Origin of the sequence: Haloarchaeobius amylolyticus, from assembly GCF_042678045.1 — an archaeon.
In the GTDB taxonomy this organism is placed as follows: Archaea; Halobacteriota; Halobacteria; order Halobacteriales; family Natrialbaceae; genus Natrinema; species Natrinema amylolyticus_A.
On record NZ_JBHUDI010000006.1, the window covers coordinates 172765 to 189315 of the forward strand.

Genomic DNA, 16551 nt, shown 5'->3' on the forward strand with positions numbered 1-16551 from the left:
GGTCATCGACCACCCTCGAGTTGCGGCGGGACGGCGTCGCCAGCAACCGCCGCGTAGACGCGGTAGGCAGTCGAGACGGCCGGATGGGGATCGTCCGGCGGCGGCAGCTCACCGTCCGGAATCCGGGCCCGAAGCCGATCGAAGTCAACAGCGCCGTCGACAGACACCGGCTCCTCGTCTTCGCGGACCGTCTTCAGCGCATCGTCGGTCTCGAGCGAGCGCCCGAGTAAGGAACTCGCGACGGCGTCGACGGCCGATGGCGCACCCGAAAACAGGACGTCTGCCGCCACCGGCTCGCCGCCGTAGGCGGTCGTCGCGTCGACGACGGCAACCGCGGGCTCGAGCACGCGCGTCGCCGCGACGGAGGATAAGGCCTGATCGGGAGCCCCACTTGAGTCGACGAAGTCGGCGAGCGTTCGCATCGCGCCGGCGACCGGCCCGTCCGCGGTCGGACGCAACGATGGCACGACGACGACGGCGCTCTCGACGAGCCGCTCGGGAATCGAAAACATGACCGGCGTTCCGTCGACTGTATAGCCCTCGTCGACGCGGGATTCGGCAGCCAGATCGACGAGCGTCGCGTCGAACCGTTCGAGCAGGCTCGTGTAGCCGAGATAGTCCGCAGTGCGGTCAAAAGCGATCGTGTCGTCGCTCGCGCCCGCGACGGCAATCTCGGTATCGGTCTCGTCCTCGAGGAGGGCGACCATCGCACCGATCACGGCCGGATCGGTGACCATCCCCGAAGACGGGTGAAACGGGTAGTGAGCGTCGGGGACGAGCGTGATCCGGTCGGCGTCGGCGAGCGTTCCGAGCGAGGAGTCGAGGACGTCTCGCACGGGCGACTCGAGGGCAGCCAGGCGGGCGTCGACGTCGGGCACCCAGCCGCCACGGCGGCCCGCGGTCTCAACGGCGGCCGCGCGGACCGACGCCGGGCTCATAGGGTCACCTCCGGCGTCTCGAGGCCGTCACCGCCGGCGTCGTCGGCCTTTCGCGCCGCCAGTTCGTAGGCCTGTTCGGCGAGTGCGAGCGTCCGCCGGCCGTCGGTCCCGTCGACGGGGGGCGCCTCGTCGTTGCGGATCGCATCGCAGAAATCCGCAAGCGCGTCGTAGTGAGCCTGCAGGTAGAACGTCGGCCCGAAGACATCTGGCTCGTCGCGCGTGAGTCGACTGGCGACGTTCGAGAGGGCGGATTTAGCCGCGCCGGCGTAGAAATTCTTGGGCAGGTGGTCCCGGTTGCTGATCGTGCCGGTTACACCCTCGAGGCGCAGCCGAGTGTTGACCTCCGGCAGCTGCTCCCACTGGTAGGAGCCACAGTGGAGCGTGACCGTCGTTCCCGTCTCCGGGGCGTCCATAAGCACGGTCGCGGCGTCCTCGACGTCGACCTCGAGGGTCCGTCCCATCGACGCATCACGCACTTCGAGCTCGCCGAACAGCCACTCTAAGACGTCGAAACAGTGGACCCCGAGCTCGAGTAAGGAGCCGCCGCCGGCCGCGTCCCGATCAAGCGGCCACGACGGCGGCGCGCTCTCAGCCGGCGGCCGACCGAGCGGGCCGTCGTTGAGTCGGGTGATCGAGGCGTAGGGCACGTGACCGACCCTGCCCTCGTCGTAGGCGGTTTTGACACCGGCCATATCCGGCTGGTAGCGCAGCGTGTGATCGACGCCGACAGCGATGTCTGCCTCGCGGGCGGTCGCGAGCAGTTCGTCGGCCTCCTCCGTCGAGCGCGCCAGGGGCTTCTCGACGAAAACGTCGACGCCGGCCGCTGCGGCCTGCTCGACGGCGTCGGCGTGGAGAAACGGCGGGAGCGCGACGACTGCCGCGTCGATGTCTTCGGCGTCCAACAGTGCCGTGTAATCGTCGTACGTGCGCGAGGCGCCGGCGCGCTCGGCGCGATCGCGGTTCTCGGGAACGGCGTCGGCGGCCGCGACGACTTCGACGTCGGGCATGGCGACTGCCGACTTCAGGTGTACCAGACCGATGTTGCCGACGCCGAGTATCCCAAGCGACAGTGCGCTCGAGTCCGTCAATCGATTCAGAAGTGCTGGTGCCATCTGCTCACAAACGGGGTCGCTGCGGGCTTTGTTATCGTCGTCGTATCTGTTCGGGGTACTCGTGTAGATCGTTCATTCACTGATACGGTCTGCTGTCACGAGTGACCGGTGGCCCGCAGGACGGTCGCGAGCCCGCCGGCACCTGAAAAAGAAGGAAAAAGCGGCCAGACCCCACCTGGAACGCGTCAGCGTCGGCTCATTGTCGGTTTGACGCTGGTCTCGGCTGTGGCCCCAGTCACTCGATGAACGACATCGGCCATCGTCTCGACGGTGAGACCGGTTTCGGCACGACGCTGTGCGAGGTACGACAGGATCGCTCGCATGCGCTGGTCGTCACGTTCGTGTGTCAGGTTGTTCGGATGGAGCCACATGTGAAAGATCCCGTCGCGTTCGGTCGCCTGATCGATGCCGTAGCGGGCGAGCGCGACCATCGGATCGTCCCAGACCGACTCGGCAACCGTCCGTGCAGACCCCTCGAAGCCGAAGAGAAACAGCGACGCCGGAATATCAACGAGCCCGTGTTCGTCGATCGTGGGCGTCACGAGCAACGACTTGTTACGCACCATCAGGTCGAAGATACACCGGATACCGTAGCCGGTCGGCGATTTGCTCCGATACGCTCGCAGTCCCTGCTCGGCCAGCACGTCGCGGTGGCCGACCGAATTGCGGGGATAGATGAACGATTCGACACACTGGTTCCAGTCGGCAGCGATCTCGAGGCTGCGCTCGAGTTCGGCCGACGCGAGCTCGCGATCCGTCTCGGGATGACCGAAGAGGACGTGCGAAAAGGAGTGGCTGGCGAACTCGTGGTCGACGTCCGATTCGAGGAGATCGCTGACGAGATCGGGCCCGAAGCGGACGTCCTCGCGGTCCTGCCAGTCGGTTCGTTCACGCTCGAACCAGCCGTCCGGGGCTGGATGATCGGCGTGTCGCCCATCACAGGATTCGAGCATGAGGTGGCCGACGACGGCCCAGGTCGCCGGAATGCGATACTCCTCGAGCAACTCGAGCATCGTCGACCAGCCTCGACGGCCGGCCTCGACGCGCCTCGTTGGCGGGTTCGGGAGATCGTGAAAGCCCCACCCGAGTTCTGCATCGAGAGAGAGCACTACGCTGCCCACAGCAACCACCTGATTTGAACCGGTCCCATGGTCGAGACCGTCTCCAGTAGCGGGCTTTGTTATGCCCGTCTTTTGCCGGCTGGCGACACCCACCAATGTGCGTGTTGATGACATACGCAGAGAGCGGCAGAACAGCCTGTGAGACGTGTATTAATGCCATCGAACAGGGACACGTCAGTTACCTGGAGTGGTGAATCATCTCTATAACAAAGCGGACCTCGGCCAACGTGGGGGACAGCAGGCGTCTTCGACGTCTCAGAATACAATCATGAGCGGATCTACAGCCCCCTCCGAGCGAGCGTTCGTGCTCGGACTCGACGGCGTGCCGTGGAGACTCATCGAGCAATGGAGCGACGAGGGCGAACTCCCGAACGTCGCCCGGATGCGCGAGGAGGGCGCATCCGGCACGCTCGAGAGCACCCGTCCGCCGACGACGCCACTCGCGTGGCCGTCGATCGCAACAGGGGTCTGGCCGGACAAACACGGCATCTACGGCTTTCAAAACCTCTCGTCGGAGTACAGCCACGAGATGTACACGAGCCACGATCTCGCACAGCCGGCGCTGTGGGATCTGCTCGGGCCGTCCCACGTCGGGAACGTCCCGATGACGTACCCGGCCCGCGAGATCGACGGCACCATGGTCACGGGTATGATGACGCCCTCGACGGATCGGGAGTTCACGCGGCCCCCGGACCTGCAAGACGAGATCGAGTCGCGGATTCCGGACTACGAAATCAGCCTCGACTATCACAAGTACGGCGATCGGCTGGACGACTTCGAGGTCGCCGTCGACGAGATGCTCGCGAAACGCCGCGAACTGATGCGCCTCCAGATGGACCGTGCCGACGACGACTGGCAGCTGTTTTTCTTCGTCTACACCGCCCCGGACCGGTTCCAGCACCTCATCTGGGACATGGATCGGCTATTAGAACACTACAAGCAACTCGACGAGATCCTCGGCGAAGTCATCGATTACACCGACGACTACGACGCCGACCTCTACGTCGTCTCCGATCACGGCTTCGGCCCGATCGACCGACTCGTCTACGTCAACCGCATTCTCGAGCAGGAGGGCTACCTGTTCCGGCGCGAGGACGACGGGACCCGCGGCGCGCTCGCGAGTCTCGGGATCTCTCGAGACGCGATCACGAGCGCGCTCAACCGCGTCGGAATCACCGAAGAGACGCTCGTACAGTCGCTGCCTCGGCAACTGGTCGACTCGGTGGCCGAACAGATCCCCGGTGATCACGCCCTCTACGACGTCGACTTCGACCGCACCGTCGCGTTCGTCCACGACACCGGGAACTGTTATATTAATGATAGCGGCCGCTTCGACGACGGCGTCGTCTCGCCGAGCGAGGTCCCACAGGTGAAAGCGGATATCAAAACTGCACTGGAGTCGGCGACCGATGCCGACGGCGAGCAGCTGCTCGAGGTCTTCGATGGCGACGAGCTGTTCCCGACCGACGAGGACGCCCCCGACCTGGTCGTCTGTGGCAGGGAAACCTACGAGTCACGCAGTACGGTCTCAGACGAGGTCCTCGGTGATACCGGCGTCTACGACGCGAGTCACCGCAGCGAGGGGATCGTGCTGTGTCGCGGGCCGTCGATCGACGCCGGCGCGACGCTTCGCGGGGCCCGCGTGGTCGATATCGCGCCGACCCTGCTGCACGGGATCGGCGAACCGGTGCCGAAAAACGCCGACGGCAGAGTGCTGTTCGACGCGTTTGCCGCGAAAACGTCTCCTGCGACGACGAAAGTCGAACGCTCGGCAGTGGCCCAGGTCGATGCTGGCGGCGACGTCGACGAGGATTTCGACGACGTCGAGGATCGGCTGAAAGGGCTCGGGTATATGGAATGACGTCCGCCATCCTCGGCGCCTCTTCTCGCCGAATATCCCTGAGATGATAATCAAAGCGCCCTCACAGTACTGCAGACAGTATGTGTCGATAGTGTCGTTTTGATCCGACAGCCCGCTGTGTCCTCTCCTATCGACAGGACTGCTCGAGAGCGTAGACCGCTCTTACTGTGCGTAGGGCGCTGCTACAGCACCACAAGTGTTTCCTGCCGAATATAAGTTATTGTATAATTAAGCACCGCTGTGAAGACAGGGTTTCGTATACATGCTGAGACGCCATCCCCAGTCGACCGCAGACGACGAGCGCCGACTGGGTGTGGTGGACTCTAGCGTGTGACCATCATAGCGTGATACCAATGAACGTATACAAAGCCCTGTTTGGGATCGCAAGCGTCGCGCTCGGCGTCCTCGCCCTGCTCGGTTCCGGCGTGTTCTCCTCGCGAGGTCACCAGGACCCAGACCGGTCAGATCAGTCCGAGACGCACGCGACCGTACAGTTCGATCAAAACGACGTCACGTCGACTCGCGAGTCGTCTCGATCGACGACGCGCCGCGAGGCGGCGAAACGACATGTTGACCCGATCTTCCAAACGCCGTAGGGTCCGTCCATCCGACCGGCCAGCAAGCTATCGTCGTTTCGAGACGCCATAGAAACAGTCCGAGCTGAAACTCGGTTACGCGATTATTTACTAACACCGTGTCTGTGTCACTCGAGATACAGTTCAACCAGACTATGATCCAGCTCGCAGGTGCCAATCCGGCCGGGGTGACCGTTCGATGAACGTCCTGTCGGTCGTCGGTGCGCGGCCACAGTTCGTCAAGGCAGCTGCCGTCTCACAGCAGCTCCAGCACGATCACGACGAACTGCTCGTCCACACCGGTCAGCACTACGACCCCGAACTCTCCGAGGTGTTTTTCCAGGAACTCGCGTTGCCCAAGCCGGCGTTCCATCTGGGTGTCGGCTCCGGGTCCCACGCCCACCAGACCGCCGAAATGATGACCGAGTTAGAACGAATCGTCGACGACGAATCACCTGACGCCGTCCTCGTCTACGGGGATACCAACTCGACGCTCGCAGCTGCGCTCGTCGCGGCGAAATCGTCGGCCAAACTCGCGCACGTCGAGGCTGGCTTGCGCTCGTACGACTGGTCGATGCCCGAAGAAGTCAACCGCAAGCTGACCGATCACTGTTCGGATATCCTCTTCGCGCCGGGCCAGCACGCAAAGGAGACCCTCGCACAGGAGGGGATTTCGGAGAACGTGTTCGTCCCCGGCGACGTCATGTACGATACGCTGGTACAGATCCGTGACCGGCTTCACGACACCGACGTGTCCGGCATCGAACGCCCCGAGGAGTACGTGCTCGCAACGGTCCACCGGGCGAAGAACACCGACGATCGGGACAGACTCGCGTCGATCGTCGATGCCTTTTCGCAGTTGCACGTCCCGGTCGTGTTCCCCGCGCACCCGCGCACGGTGACAGCGCTCCAGGAGTACGGACTCTGGGACCGGGCGACCGAGGCCGCTCGCGTCATCGACCCCGTCGACTACGGACAGTTCATCACGCTCGTCGAAGACGCGATCTGCGTCGCGACGGACTCCGGTGGGGTCCAGAAAGAGGCGTTCTACCTCGATACGCCGTGTGTCACCCTGCGGGAGACGACCGAATGGATCGAGACGGTCGACGCCGGCTGGAATACCCTCGTTGGCGCGGAGACGAGCCGGATCGTCGACGCGGTTCGCACTGCCGTCGATCCGCCAGCCAAGCCGGATCTATACGGCAACGGGAACGCAGCAGCCCGCATCGTCGAGCAACTCGAACGGAGCGTTCACTGAGATGAACAACATGACGGCGAAACGGCCCGCACTGGCCGCCGAATCCATCGAGGGGCTGCCACGGGAGCAGGACGCGCTCCCGGACGATTCGACGTTCGCGCTCTGTCTGACACACGACGTCGACCGGCCGTACAAGGGGATTCGGTCGCTCTACTACGCGACTCGAGAACGGCCGGCGTATCACCTTCGAACAGCACTCTCGACGGCCAACCCCTACTGGCAGTTCGAGGAGATCATGGCCCTTGAGGACGAGTTGGGTGTGCGCTCGGCGTTTTACTTCCTGAACGAACAACACCTGCTGGCCGATCGCCCGATCAGGGAGTGGTTTGCACCGGCGAACTGGGTCCAGCACCTCGGCCGGTACGACGTGACCGCACCCGACCTCGTCGACGTCATCCGCGACCTGGACGACGGCGGGTGGGAAGTCGGCCTACACGGCTCGTATCACTCTGCGAACGATCCGGAGCGGTTACGCGAGGAAAAGACGGTGCTCGAAAACGTCCTCGGCGACTCCGTCACCGGCGGTCGCCAACACTACCTGAAGCTGTCGGTGCCGGAGACGTGGCAGTATCACCACACGATCGGCCTCGCATACGATGCGACGCTCGGCTCGAGTACGGAGTGTGGCTTTCACGCCGGGTACCATCCGCTTCGTCCCTTCGACGACGACTTCCTGGTCTTTCCACTGACGATCATGGAGCAAGCGCTTCCGGATCCGGCGTCCGCCTTTGTGGCTGCCCGTGAGACCTGTGAGCGGCTCCTGCTGGAAGCCGCAGACAACGGCGCCGTGATGACGGTCCTCTGGCATCCGCGGTATTTCAACGAACGGGAGTTCCCCGGCTACCGGGACTTGTATCAGTGGCTCGTCGAGCGGGCGTCGGAGCTCGGCGCGTGGATCGGACCGCCGCGTGCACTCTGTGCCGACCGACCAGCGCAAGCGAGCCGTGCAGACGCGACAGCCAACGAGGTCCACTTCACCTACGAGAGAGCCAACCCATGACTGGACGACGCCTCACAATTGTCGTACTGATCGGAATGCTGATCGTCGGCGGAATCGGAAGTGCCGCCGGCCAGACACACTCGACTACCGGCTCGTCGGCACAGGTGCGTTCGCCACCGGCAGACTCGTACGTCGTCGAACAGGGATCGTTCTGCCAGCCGATCGAGCCGCTGTCAGGAGACGAGACGATCGAATCGTTCTACGAGTACCGGAGCCACGAAACCCATTCGGACGACGTCGAGCGGCGCTACAGTTCGTACGGGACGACACACCTCCAGCGCGACAACACGAGCACGCTCTTCCTCTACGAGGGGCCCGACGGGGTGAGCCTCGGAACCGTCCACGATCGACTCGGCGGTGAGTCGCCGGGAGCGCTCGTCACGCTCGAGGCCGCTGGGCTGCCCCACGAGAGCGAGTGGGTGGTGAAAGACGACAACTACACGGGCGAGACGCGAATGGACGAGTACGAACGCGGCGACGGGTGGGCGTCAGCGTCCTGGGCCTATCGAGACGGACGAACCGATGGCGGTGCGCTGCGAGGCGGCCTCGACGGCGAGTTCGCCGTGACCGTCCACCCTCAGTTTAACGAGGACGCGGCGTTTGCCGGATCGGACTTGCCCGTCTCCGGGATTCCAGAGGAGGGCGGAATCGAAGAGTGGGATATGCTCTCCGGCAGCGCCGAGGACCCGGATCGGACGTCCCTTCCGTCGCTCGACGAACCGGTCACGATTCGAACCGGCACCTGCGAGGATCCGTCCGTGACGTACGACCGGACCAGCGACGGGATCACTGCAACCGTGACGGACGCTTCGTCGGACGACCCCGTCGGCGTGCAACCGACGGCAGGGACGGACGACGGCGTTCGCTTCGAACGGCTCGAACTGACCGATATCGAGGGCGATGCGTCGCTCACGTTCGAAAGCCACTTTTCGGAAGTCTCGGAAACACCACCCGCCGACGTTGAGCCGCTTTCGTATCTAACGGTCACAGAGCAGTCAGGGACCGATAACGCGTCAGCGACGGTCTCGTTTACCGTCTCGAAAGACCGCCTCGAGGAGCGCGGACTCGAGGCGGACGAGGTTGCACTCTACGAGCAACGCGGTGACGAGTGGACCGCCGTCGAAACGACGGTCAGCGACGAGTCCGGCGATGCATATCACTTCGAGGCAGACGCGTCGTCGCTCTCGAGACTCGCCGTCGCACCGAATCCGGACGCGGCCAGCGCGGGTTCGATCGGACTCGTTGGGATCGGTGTGGGGCTCGCTGCCGGTGCCGTGCTGGGCCTTGGCTGGCTGGTGACGACGCGCGCCCGTAACTGATCGCACCGTAATAGAGATTCGTTGTCGCTCGTGACGACGAGCCACGCACTATGACTGCGTGGACACTGCCTGTTGTCCTGTTATCAGATCAGGTTGTGAGACGGTAGTACCGCGACACGACGAGCAAATCCTGAGTCATACTGCCAGACAGAACGACACGAAGATCGGTCGCTCTGCTGCGGCCGTCTCCGGTGAGACGGCCACGAATTTCCGACCGACTTCGTCTTGACTTCTGTCCGACAGTCTCAGTGAACGGCGGGATTTTCTCGAGAATCAAAAGGGCGACGGCCGACGACCGTGTCTCAACAGTTAGCCTGTGATATCAATCGCTGCCGACGCCAACGGGTGGTTTCGATTCGGGCGGCGTCCCCCGGCCGAACTGACGGACTGCGTCGAGATCGTCGACACGACCACGTGCCGTCGCGACGTCGACGAGCAATTCCGTGAGATTCGCCTTGTCCGAGAGGAAGTCGTTTCGTCGCCGAGTCCACTCCTCGCCGACGCCCTCGTCGCGAAGCAACGTCGTCGAGATATCGACGATCTCGGCGAAGCGAGCCACGTTGTGAATCAATCCCTGGTTCTCGAGTTCGACGAAGTTCCCCATATCAGAGTCGCCGACGAACGAATTGGATCGAATCGCTGGCGTCCCGAGCAGCGCCGCCTCGGTGACCATCGTCTGCGTGTCGGCGATCAACAGCGTCGCCTCCGCGAGCGCGTCGTGGATGAGGGCGGGATGGAGGTCGAACGACCGCGCCGGGAGGTCCTCGAGATCCACGTTCTTGCCCTCGTCGGAGACGAGGATCGTCGCGTCGTCGCTCAATCGCTCGATGAGCTGGTGGCACTGTTCGTGGGTGATCCCGTCTTTGCCCACGTCGTGTTGTGAGCCGAACGCATTGAGTCGGAGGATCACGTACGGTTCGTCGGAGGCGACGCCGAGTCGGTCGCGAATCGAGGGGTTCGGGTCGTAGATTTCCGGATGGAGATACGCGCATTCTTTCAGGCCCGAAAACACGTAGTGGTTCTCCCCGAGGTCCTTCTGGAACGTATTCGGCGTGAGAATGGCGCGAGCGAACGGCGTCGAAATCGCGTGGTCGAACGACGCCGGTTCGGAATCGATGAGCAACACCGTCGGCGTTCGGATCATCGCACCCGTATGTGCCGCATATCCACCCATTCCGAAGATCAGATCCGGATCGAACCGTCTCGCCTGCCGGATCGCGCGGACGTAGTGAGCCGGCAGGCGACTCAGTAGCGACTGTTTCGACGTCCCACAGTAGCCGTAGACCTCGTAGGGCAGGTCGTACCACTCGAGGAGGTCAGTCGTGCAGGTGTAATCTCGAGCGAGGATGCGGACCTCGTGGCCGTCCGCACGCAGGGACCGGACGGCGTGTTTGTACAGGTGAACGTGTGCTGGCGTGTTCGTGAAGAACAGATATCTCATCTTGGAAACCACCCGTTCCGTGACGGAGAATGATATAATCAACCACAATTGTTATCTCGCTCATACCAGTTCGACAGGGACAGTTCACAATACCAGTTGTAACTGGTTACCGACACGACTGTACGGGGACTCACAGGTATCTCCAAACTGACATCCAACCGGTAGTATCAGCTCCGCAAATCGGTTTACTCGCGTTGCAGCATCTCGGTAGTCATCATATACTAATGGAGATACGTGTCCAGACGACGATAGATGCAGTTCGACGAGATTCCGTGGCTCGACGTCCAGCGGCGTTCGAGTACCGCTCCTACATCATCGACAGAGCAGGCCAACGAGTCAACGGCGGGATCCAGACCGGAGGCGACCGTTCATCCGACTGACCGCTATCTGTCCGTGCTCGAATCCACGCTCGAATACGCTCGCCAGCGAGACTACGTCGGGCCGGATTACGGCGATGGAATGAGCAGCGCTCTCCTGCAAGCACTGCCGGTCGAAAACAGGTGGCTCAACATCGCCGTCCAGGAGACTGTCAAACGAGCCCCGGTCGACGTCAGGCCGCTGCTCCGTGTCGAACCCCGGCGAAACTACAAAGGGGGAGCTCTCTTTTCGATGGCGAATCTGAACTACCACGAGCTGCTCGCGGAACGCGACGCAGCGCGTGAGCCTGACTTCGATCCGCTCGCCGAAACGAAACGGCTCGCGGATTGGCTCGTCGAGGAACGCTGTACCGGTTACAGCGGCTTCTGTGGGGGTCATCGCCACGAGATTCAGCACTTCCACACGAAAGGGGTCCCCAACGACCCCGACATCGTATCGACCGCGTACGCGGTGAAAGCCTTGTTGCGCGCCGCCCACCTCGACGAGGAGTACGCAGAGATCGCACGCACCGCGACCTCGTTTCTGGTCGACGAGCTGAACTACCGGGAGGTGCCCGAGGGTGCCAAGATCGATTACCACCTGAACCACCCGGACGACTCCTACACGCTCAACTCCGCCGCACTCGGTGCGAGAATGCTCGTCGACCTCTACGCGTACTTCGGCGACGACGAACTCCGCGAGCGCGCGACGAAGATCCTCGATCACGTCGCCGCCCACCAGACTGAGCGGGGCGGCTGGCCCTATCGAATTCCGACTTCGGCATCACACCTCTCGATGGACAGCCACCACAACGGGTTCATTATCGAGTCCTTCCAGCGCTATCGCGACATCGTCGATTCGGATCGATACGCCGACACGCTGTCATCGGCCCTCGAGTTTTACCGGACCGACCTGTTCGAATTGGACGGGGCACCTAACTTCGACGAGAAAAACGCCTATCCCCGCGACATCCACGCCAGCACGCAAGGGATTCTGGTGTTTACCTACGAGGGCGACCTCGAGCTGGCTGATCGAATCCTCCGGTGGGTCCTCGCGAACCTGCAGGCAGCGGAAGGACAGTTCTACTACCGGAAGTACCGCCACCACACGAAGCGGGTAACGCTGATGCGCTGGTGTCAGGGATGGATGGCCTACGCGCTGTCGGAGTTTTTGCTGGCCAAGACGGATCGATCACGGATTGGTTCGGCTTCGAACCGTCTCGGTTCGGGCAATGACCGATCAGCAACGGACATCGAGCGATGAGGCGATCGGCCACCTCAACGAGAGCAGATATGGCAGCGACAGAATCAACTACCACGTCACCATCGCCCGAGGCGGGCAGTGCTAATCGACGCTCGAGGCGGTCACGTCAGAATCAGGAATCTGCGACAGATGGAACGAGTCGGGCTGACGAGCAGCGCATCCTCGTCGTTTCGGGACTGGCCCACAAGAACGAGCGGCATTACGGTCCACTCGCGGATGTCGCCGGCGAAACGACCCTCGTCTGTCTCGATCCGACGTACGACATCGATTCGGCGAACTACGTCCGAGTCCCGGAAGTCGGTCCACGGATCGTTCGGATCGTACTCTTACTTTTCGTTGCCCTCTATGAAGGGTATCGGAACGACTATGATGCGGTCGCGTCGATCTCGCTCGTTCCGTACGGACTCTACGCGCTCGTATTGAAGACTGTATACGGCTACCCCGCCCATCTCGGAATCATCGGCATCGACCTCGATTACCACGCTAACCAGTGGTACGGCGTGGGGCCACGGTGGGCGTTCAGGCAGTTCGACGTGGTATCCGTTCCTGGCCCCTCTCATGCCGACCGCCTCGCGCGAGTCGGCGTTCCCGACGAACGAATCGATCTCCTGACGAACCCGATCGACACCGAAACGTACCGTCCACCGGAAACCGATATCGACACTGACTACGAGTTCGTCTGGGTCGGGCGGTTCAGCGCGGAGAAGGATCCCTGCCGATTCGTCGACGCGCTCGCCGAACTCGACGCCTCCGGACGAGAGTTTCGAGCAGTTATGGTCGGCGACGGACCACTTCGGTCGGAGGTCGCCGCCAAGGTCGCTGCGTGCGGGCTGGCAGACTGCGTCGACCTCCCCGGCTGGGTGGACGATCCCCTGGGATATTACTACCGTTCCGATGTCTTCGTTCTGACGTCGAAGCGGGACGCACTCCCGTTGGTGATGCTCGAGGCAATGGCGACCCAGCTCGCTCCCATCGTTCCGTCGGTAGGATCGATCCCGGACGTCGTTACCGACGGGGAAAACGGGATCATCGTTCGCGATCGGGATCCCACGACCTTTGCCGCGGCAATGGAATGCTGTCTGGACGATCCAGATTTCCGGCGTTCACTCGCAGCAAACGCGACGGCGGTTCGGTCTGACTTCTCACTAGAACGGGCGAGCGAAGACTGGCGGCGTATTCTGACGACACTATAGTGACGACTGAACAGATTATACGGACTCCTGTCAGTGGGTGTCGGCGCACCTGCGACCGCCATGCGGGTACGCTGGGGCACAGTGACAGCAGACCGTATGAGGCGGTTACGGCGGACATCCGGCAGCATCATGGCCGAAAGCTGGTCACACATCGAGACACAGCTTGATCGAATAGTCGCGAAATCACTATTCGGTAGTGACTGGATAACAAAACAGATCGTCATCACGAGAATAACCACATGGATGTTGAACGACTGACGCTCGAAGAGTGGGGTGATGCACTCCCCAAAACTGGGTTCGAAGTGTTCCACGATCCGGACGCGCTGGCCGTTCTCGACACGCATACCGACGCTGAGCTCACTCTTTATGGGGCCTACAAGGGACAACAAGCAGTTGGGTTGCTCCCAGTTTTCGTCGGCGAGAAATCGGTCGGTCGGATCGTCTTTTCACCAGCCGTGTCACTTGGCGTTCCCCGTCTCGGGCCGATCATCAATCCGACGAGTCCGAAACGGCGCAAATGGGAGCGAATCAACAGCGCTCTCGCCGAGGCAGTCACCGACGACCTCGAGGCTGACAAGCGGTCGACGCTCTTCCGGATGACCTGTCCGCTCACGTATACCGACCCACGCCCATACGTCTGGAACGACTTCTCAGTGGAACCGGAATTTACGTATGTTGTCGATCTCGAGGGTGTGACCGATCTCGAGGACGCAATGATGGGTTTCAGCAAGAGTCTGCGAAACGAAATGCGACGGTATGACGAGATGGAGCTATCGATCGGAACAGAAGGTATCGACGCTGCCCTCCGGATCTACGACGACGTAGTGAACCAGTATACGGAATACGACGATACTGCACCGATGTCGCGTCTGTTCCTCCGTGATCTCCTCTCGAACTTGGACGACGACCGCTGGCGCGTATATGTAGCGCGAACTCCCGATGGGACATATAAAAGCGGAATTATTACGCTCTTTTCAAACGAGCTGGCCTACTACTGGCAAGGCGGCGTCACAGCGTCGTACGAGAACGTGAGTGTCAATAACCTTCTTCATCGTGTTATTTTAGACGATATCGTCTCTGACCCCTCACTCGAGTCAATAGCTGGGTACGACCTTGTTGGCGCTAACACTGAACGGCTCTGTGAATACAAGGGGAAGTTCAATGGAGAGCTTCGTCCGTACTATGTCGTCGAGTCGTCAGGCGTTGAGATGACACTCGCAAAAACCCTTCACAGTGCGATGAACAAGTCACTGAAATGACTGTCTGTCTTCTCGATTGCGACTATTCCTGAGAGGTGGCGGGAGTATCAGACGATAGCTATCATATGTGTTCGGACGTGAGAAGCTACGACGTTTCGGATTCGCTTACCGTCCGAGTGCCAGTGAGCGGCGGTTATCGTGCATCATACTCGACATCGACCAATGCATCCCCATTGAGCCAGAAGTCGGTGACGTCTCCGCTGAACCAGTATGCATCTTTCCAACCGTCGACAGTTCCTTCGACTGCGGTGCCGTCAATACTGTCGGAGTCGTCGATTGATGCGTCCTGATAGGATGCCTTCTCGACCGATCCAGAAACTACGAACCGATACGATGACGAGCCATCTGTCTCGGTTCCGTCGATAACGATCGCGTTCGAGGGGCTGTCGGAGCCCGTGTCCTGTTCACCGTCATCGTTGCTAGCTGTTTTGTCGATAATCTCCTCGGGAGAGTGCTTCTCGCCGTCGAGTTCGACCCACATTACGTCAGGCTGATCAATATTGATCGACGTAACTGGTCCTTGGACGCGGTACGCATCACCGTAGCCGCCCCCGGTAACGCCGCTAACGTGGTAGACTCCGTCTTTCTCCTCGATTGTGTCGTTCGACGATCCGCTCTCGATTTGACTACCGGATGGACTGTTGTACGGTGCCGTGGCAAATTCGGCAGCCTCCTTCGCGGTCAACTCGTAGCTTGCGTACTGAGCGTCCGGATCGGTCACGAACGCAAGCAGATGCTCATCCGCCGCGTCTGTTTCGTCATCCTCATCGCTGGTTGGCGGCGAAGACGGCTGTGCGCTCGAGGATCCCGATGCTGCTTCTTCTGGCGTCAATGGGACGCCTTCGACTTGGTCGGGTCGAGTACGCGGTGTCCTCTCTGCGGAGGTTCCGATGACTCGACCGTTAGTACCGTGTTTCGCTGTTGTTTCGAAGTACGCATTCTCGGCTGTGACGGTCGCTGCGTGATCCCAGTAGCTGTCACTGACAGCGATGTCTCCATGTTGACTCGAGTTGCTCAGGTCGCAATCGACGACCTTCGTATCATGATAGAACCCCCAATAGTTTCGGGTACAGTTCGTCACCACGCAGTTCTCGAGCCGAGAGCCATCACTACCGAGACGGAATCCGGCCGGAGCACAGTTTGCTGCGTACGAGTTCTTGATTATGACTTCACCGCCGCCACCACCCCCGCTCGAGTGAGACGGTAAGTCACCAGGCGATGAGCCATACACACCGTTGTCGGAGAATCCCTGTAGGTTCAGGTTCTCCATGATCAGCGTACCAGAATGGGCGTTCGCAACGTAGCAACCGGTCGCTGCACCACCGTACGTCCGCTGACGATCGAACGGTGCAGTCCCATCGGCCCAGTAGAAATTCTCGACAACACCGGTCCCGTCGGAGGAGACACTGACGATGAATGGCTCCTCTTTCTTATCGTCGTCCCACGTCCCCTTGATACCGATGTTTCGGACCGTCCAGTCACGACCGTTTGCACGGATATAGAATTTGGCGTTCTGGGCCGAGATATCGATTAGAAGGTTCTCGAGCGTTTCCCCATCACCGACACGATAGGTGACAGAATCGTTTGAATCGACGACAACCTCTTCGTAGTCAGTATCAGTCTGTGCAGTGACGCCCGAACTCATAGCAACTGCAGCACCAACGCCAGCAACACTTTTTAAATATGATCGGCGGTCAAATACACTGTCCCAACGAGATTCATTCTCGTTTTCTCGATTGCTCATGCAATTCAGGCTTTACTGAGTTACTGCCGAGTATGATTGTATTAATCAGTGCTTACTTTATAACCACTCTCATTTCCAACATTCGTTTTAAATTATAGGAGTTAAATATA

At 61.1% G+C, this 16551-nt stretch carries 13 protein-coding genes; 8 read left to right on the plus strand and 5 right to left on the minus strand.

What is annotated here, in order from left to right:
• Positions 1–2 precede the first annotated feature (2 nt).
• The 3 genes from ACFR99_RS12170 to ACFR99_RS12180 all read right to left on the minus strand — a co-directional run bounded on the left by ACFR99_RS12170 (position 3) and on the right by ACFR99_RS12180 (position 3171).
• The gene (locus tag ACFR99_RS12170; RefSeq protein ID WP_390287724.1) at positions 3–938 is read right to left on the minus strand and encodes a DUF362 domain-containing protein; all 936 of its coding nucleotides are present in this window, start codon (positions 936–938) and stop codon (positions 3–5) included.
• Positions 935–2050 carry a Gfo/Idh/MocA family protein gene (locus ACFR99_RS12175; RefSeq protein ID WP_390287726.1) on the minus strand — a complete coding sequence of 372 codons (1116 nt, stop codon included), beginning with the start codon at positions 2048–2050 and terminating at the stop codon, positions 935–937. The genes ACFR99_RS12170 and ACFR99_RS12175 overlap by 4 nt, the downstream gene beginning before the upstream one ends.
• A 185-nt stretch (positions 2051–2235) precedes the next feature.
• Positions 2236–3171, minus strand: a complete 936-nt coding sequence (locus ACFR99_RS12180) for a polysaccharide deacetylase family protein (RefSeq protein WP_390287728.1) — start codon at positions 3169–3171, stop codon at positions 2236–2238.
• A gap of 268 nt (positions 3172–3439) precedes the next feature.
• Between ACFR99_RS12180 and ACFR99_RS12185 the strand changes: the two genes are divergently transcribed.
• From ACFR99_RS12185 to ACFR99_RS12205, 5 genes are all read left to right on the plus strand, one after another.
• A complete protein-coding gene (locus ACFR99_RS12185; RefSeq protein WP_390287730.1) occupies positions 3440–5032 on the plus strand; it encodes an alkaline phosphatase family protein in 1593 nt (530 codons plus the stop codon).
• Positions 5033–5385: 353 nt separating this feature from the next.
• Positions 5386–5628, plus strand: a complete 243-nt coding sequence (locus tag ACFR99_RS12190) for a hypothetical protein (RefSeq protein ID WP_390287732.1) — start codon at positions 5386–5388, stop codon at positions 5626–5628.
• A 178-nt stretch (positions 5629–5806) separates the two neighbouring features.
• Positions 5807–6865, plus strand: a complete 1059-nt coding sequence (wecB, locus tag ACFR99_RS12195; RefSeq protein ID WP_390287734.1) for a non-hydrolyzing UDP-N-acetylglucosamine 2-epimerase — start codon at positions 5807–5809, stop codon at positions 6863–6865.
• A 10-nt stretch (positions 6866–6875) separates the two neighbouring features.
• Positions 6876–7865: a polysaccharide deacetylase family protein gene (locus tag ACFR99_RS12200; RefSeq protein ID WP_390287830.1), complete on the plus strand. Its 990-nt coding sequence runs from the start codon at positions 6876–6878 to the stop codon at positions 7863–7865.
• Positions 7862–9184: a PGF-pre-PGF domain-containing protein gene (locus ACFR99_RS12205; RefSeq protein WP_390287736.1), complete on the plus strand. Its 1323-nt coding sequence runs from the start codon at positions 7862–7864 to the stop codon at positions 9182–9184. The genes ACFR99_RS12200 and ACFR99_RS12205 overlap by 4 nt, the downstream gene beginning before the upstream one ends.
• A 322-nt stretch (positions 9185–9506) precedes the next feature.
• Here the strand turns inward: ACFR99_RS12205 and ACFR99_RS12210 are convergent, their stop codons facing one another.
• Complete coding sequence (locus ACFR99_RS12210; protein WP_390287738.1) at positions 9507–10625, minus strand: DUF354 domain-containing protein; 1119 nt, start codon at positions 10623–10625, stop codon at positions 9507–9509.
• A 252-nt stretch (positions 10626–10877) separates the two neighbouring features.
• Here ACFR99_RS12210 and ACFR99_RS12215 point away from each other — a divergent pair, with 252 nt between their 5' ends.
• From ACFR99_RS12215 to ACFR99_RS12225, 3 genes are all read left to right on the plus strand, one after another.
• The gene (locus tag ACFR99_RS12215) at positions 10878–12245 is read left to right on the plus strand and encodes a prenyltransferase/squalene oxidase repeat-containing protein (protein ID WP_390287740.1); all 1368 of its coding nucleotides are present in this window, start codon (positions 10878–10880) and stop codon (positions 12243–12245) included.
• Positions 12246–12274: 29 nt separating this feature from the next.
• Complete coding sequence (locus ACFR99_RS12220; protein WP_390287742.1) at positions 12275–13438, plus strand: glycosyltransferase; 1164 nt, start codon at positions 12275–12277, stop codon at positions 13436–13438.
• 239 nt (positions 13439–13677) lie between these two features.
• Entirely contained in the window at positions 13678–14697 is a 1020-nt protein-coding gene (locus ACFR99_RS12225) for a GNAT family N-acetyltransferase (RefSeq protein WP_390287744.1), read from the plus strand.
• Positions 14698–14830: 133 nt separating this feature from the next.
• On the opposite strand, the gene ACFR99_RS12230 is transcribed toward ACFR99_RS12225, so the two are convergent.
• Complete coding sequence (locus tag ACFR99_RS12230; protein WP_390287746.1) at positions 14831–16342, minus strand: hypothetical protein; 1512 nt, start codon at positions 16340–16342, stop codon at positions 14831–14833.
• Between the last annotated feature and the right edge of the window lie 209 nt (positions 16343–16551).

Excerpts from the sequence above, each read along its gene's own strand:
- ACFR99_RS12170 (WP_390287724.1), bottom strand. The coding sequence starts at position 938 with ATGAGCCCGGCGTCGGTCCGCGCGGCCGCCGTTGAGACCGCGGGCCGC.
- ACFR99_RS12175 (WP_390287726.1), bottom strand. The coding sequence starts at position 2,050 with ATGGCACCAGCACTTCTGAATCGATTGACGGACTCGAGCGCACTGTCG.
- ACFR99_RS12185 (WP_390287730.1), top strand. The coding sequence starts at position 3,440 with ATGAGCGGATCTACAGCCCCCTCCGAGCGAGCGTTCGTGCTCGGACTC.
- ACFR99_RS12190 (WP_390287732.1), top strand. The coding sequence starts at position 5,386 with ATGAACGTATACAAAGCCCTGTTTGGGATCGCAAGCGTCGCGCTCGGC.
- wecB (WP_390287734.1), top strand. The coding sequence starts at position 5,807 with ATGAACGTCCTGTCGGTCGTCGGTGCGCGGCCACAGTTCGTCAAGGCA.
- ACFR99_RS12200 (WP_390287830.1), top strand. The coding sequence starts at position 6,876 with ATGACGGCGAAACGGCCCGCACTGGCCGCCGAATCCATCGAGGGGCTG.
- ACFR99_RS12205 (WP_390287736.1), top strand. The coding sequence starts at position 7,862 with ATGACTGGACGACGCCTCACAATTGTCGTACTGATCGGAATGCTGATC.
- ACFR99_RS12210 (WP_390287738.1), bottom strand. The coding sequence starts at position 10,625 with ATGAGATATCTGTTCTTCACGAACACGCCAGCACACGTTCACCTGTAC.
- ACFR99_RS12215 (WP_390287740.1), top strand. The coding sequence starts at position 10,878 with ATGCAGTTCGACGAGATTCCGTGGCTCGACGTCCAGCGGCGTTCGAGT.
- ACFR99_RS12220 (WP_390287742.1), top strand. The coding sequence starts at position 12,275 with ATGGCAGCGACAGAATCAACTACCACGTCACCATCGCCCGAGGCGGGC.
- ACFR99_RS12225 (WP_390287744.1), top strand. The coding sequence starts at position 13,678 with ATGGATGTTGAACGACTGACGCTCGAAGAGTGGGGTGATGCACTCCCC.
- ACFR99_RS12230 (WP_390287746.1), bottom strand. The coding sequence starts at position 16,342 with ATGAGTTCGGGCGTCACTGCACAGACTGATACTGACTACGAAGAGGTT.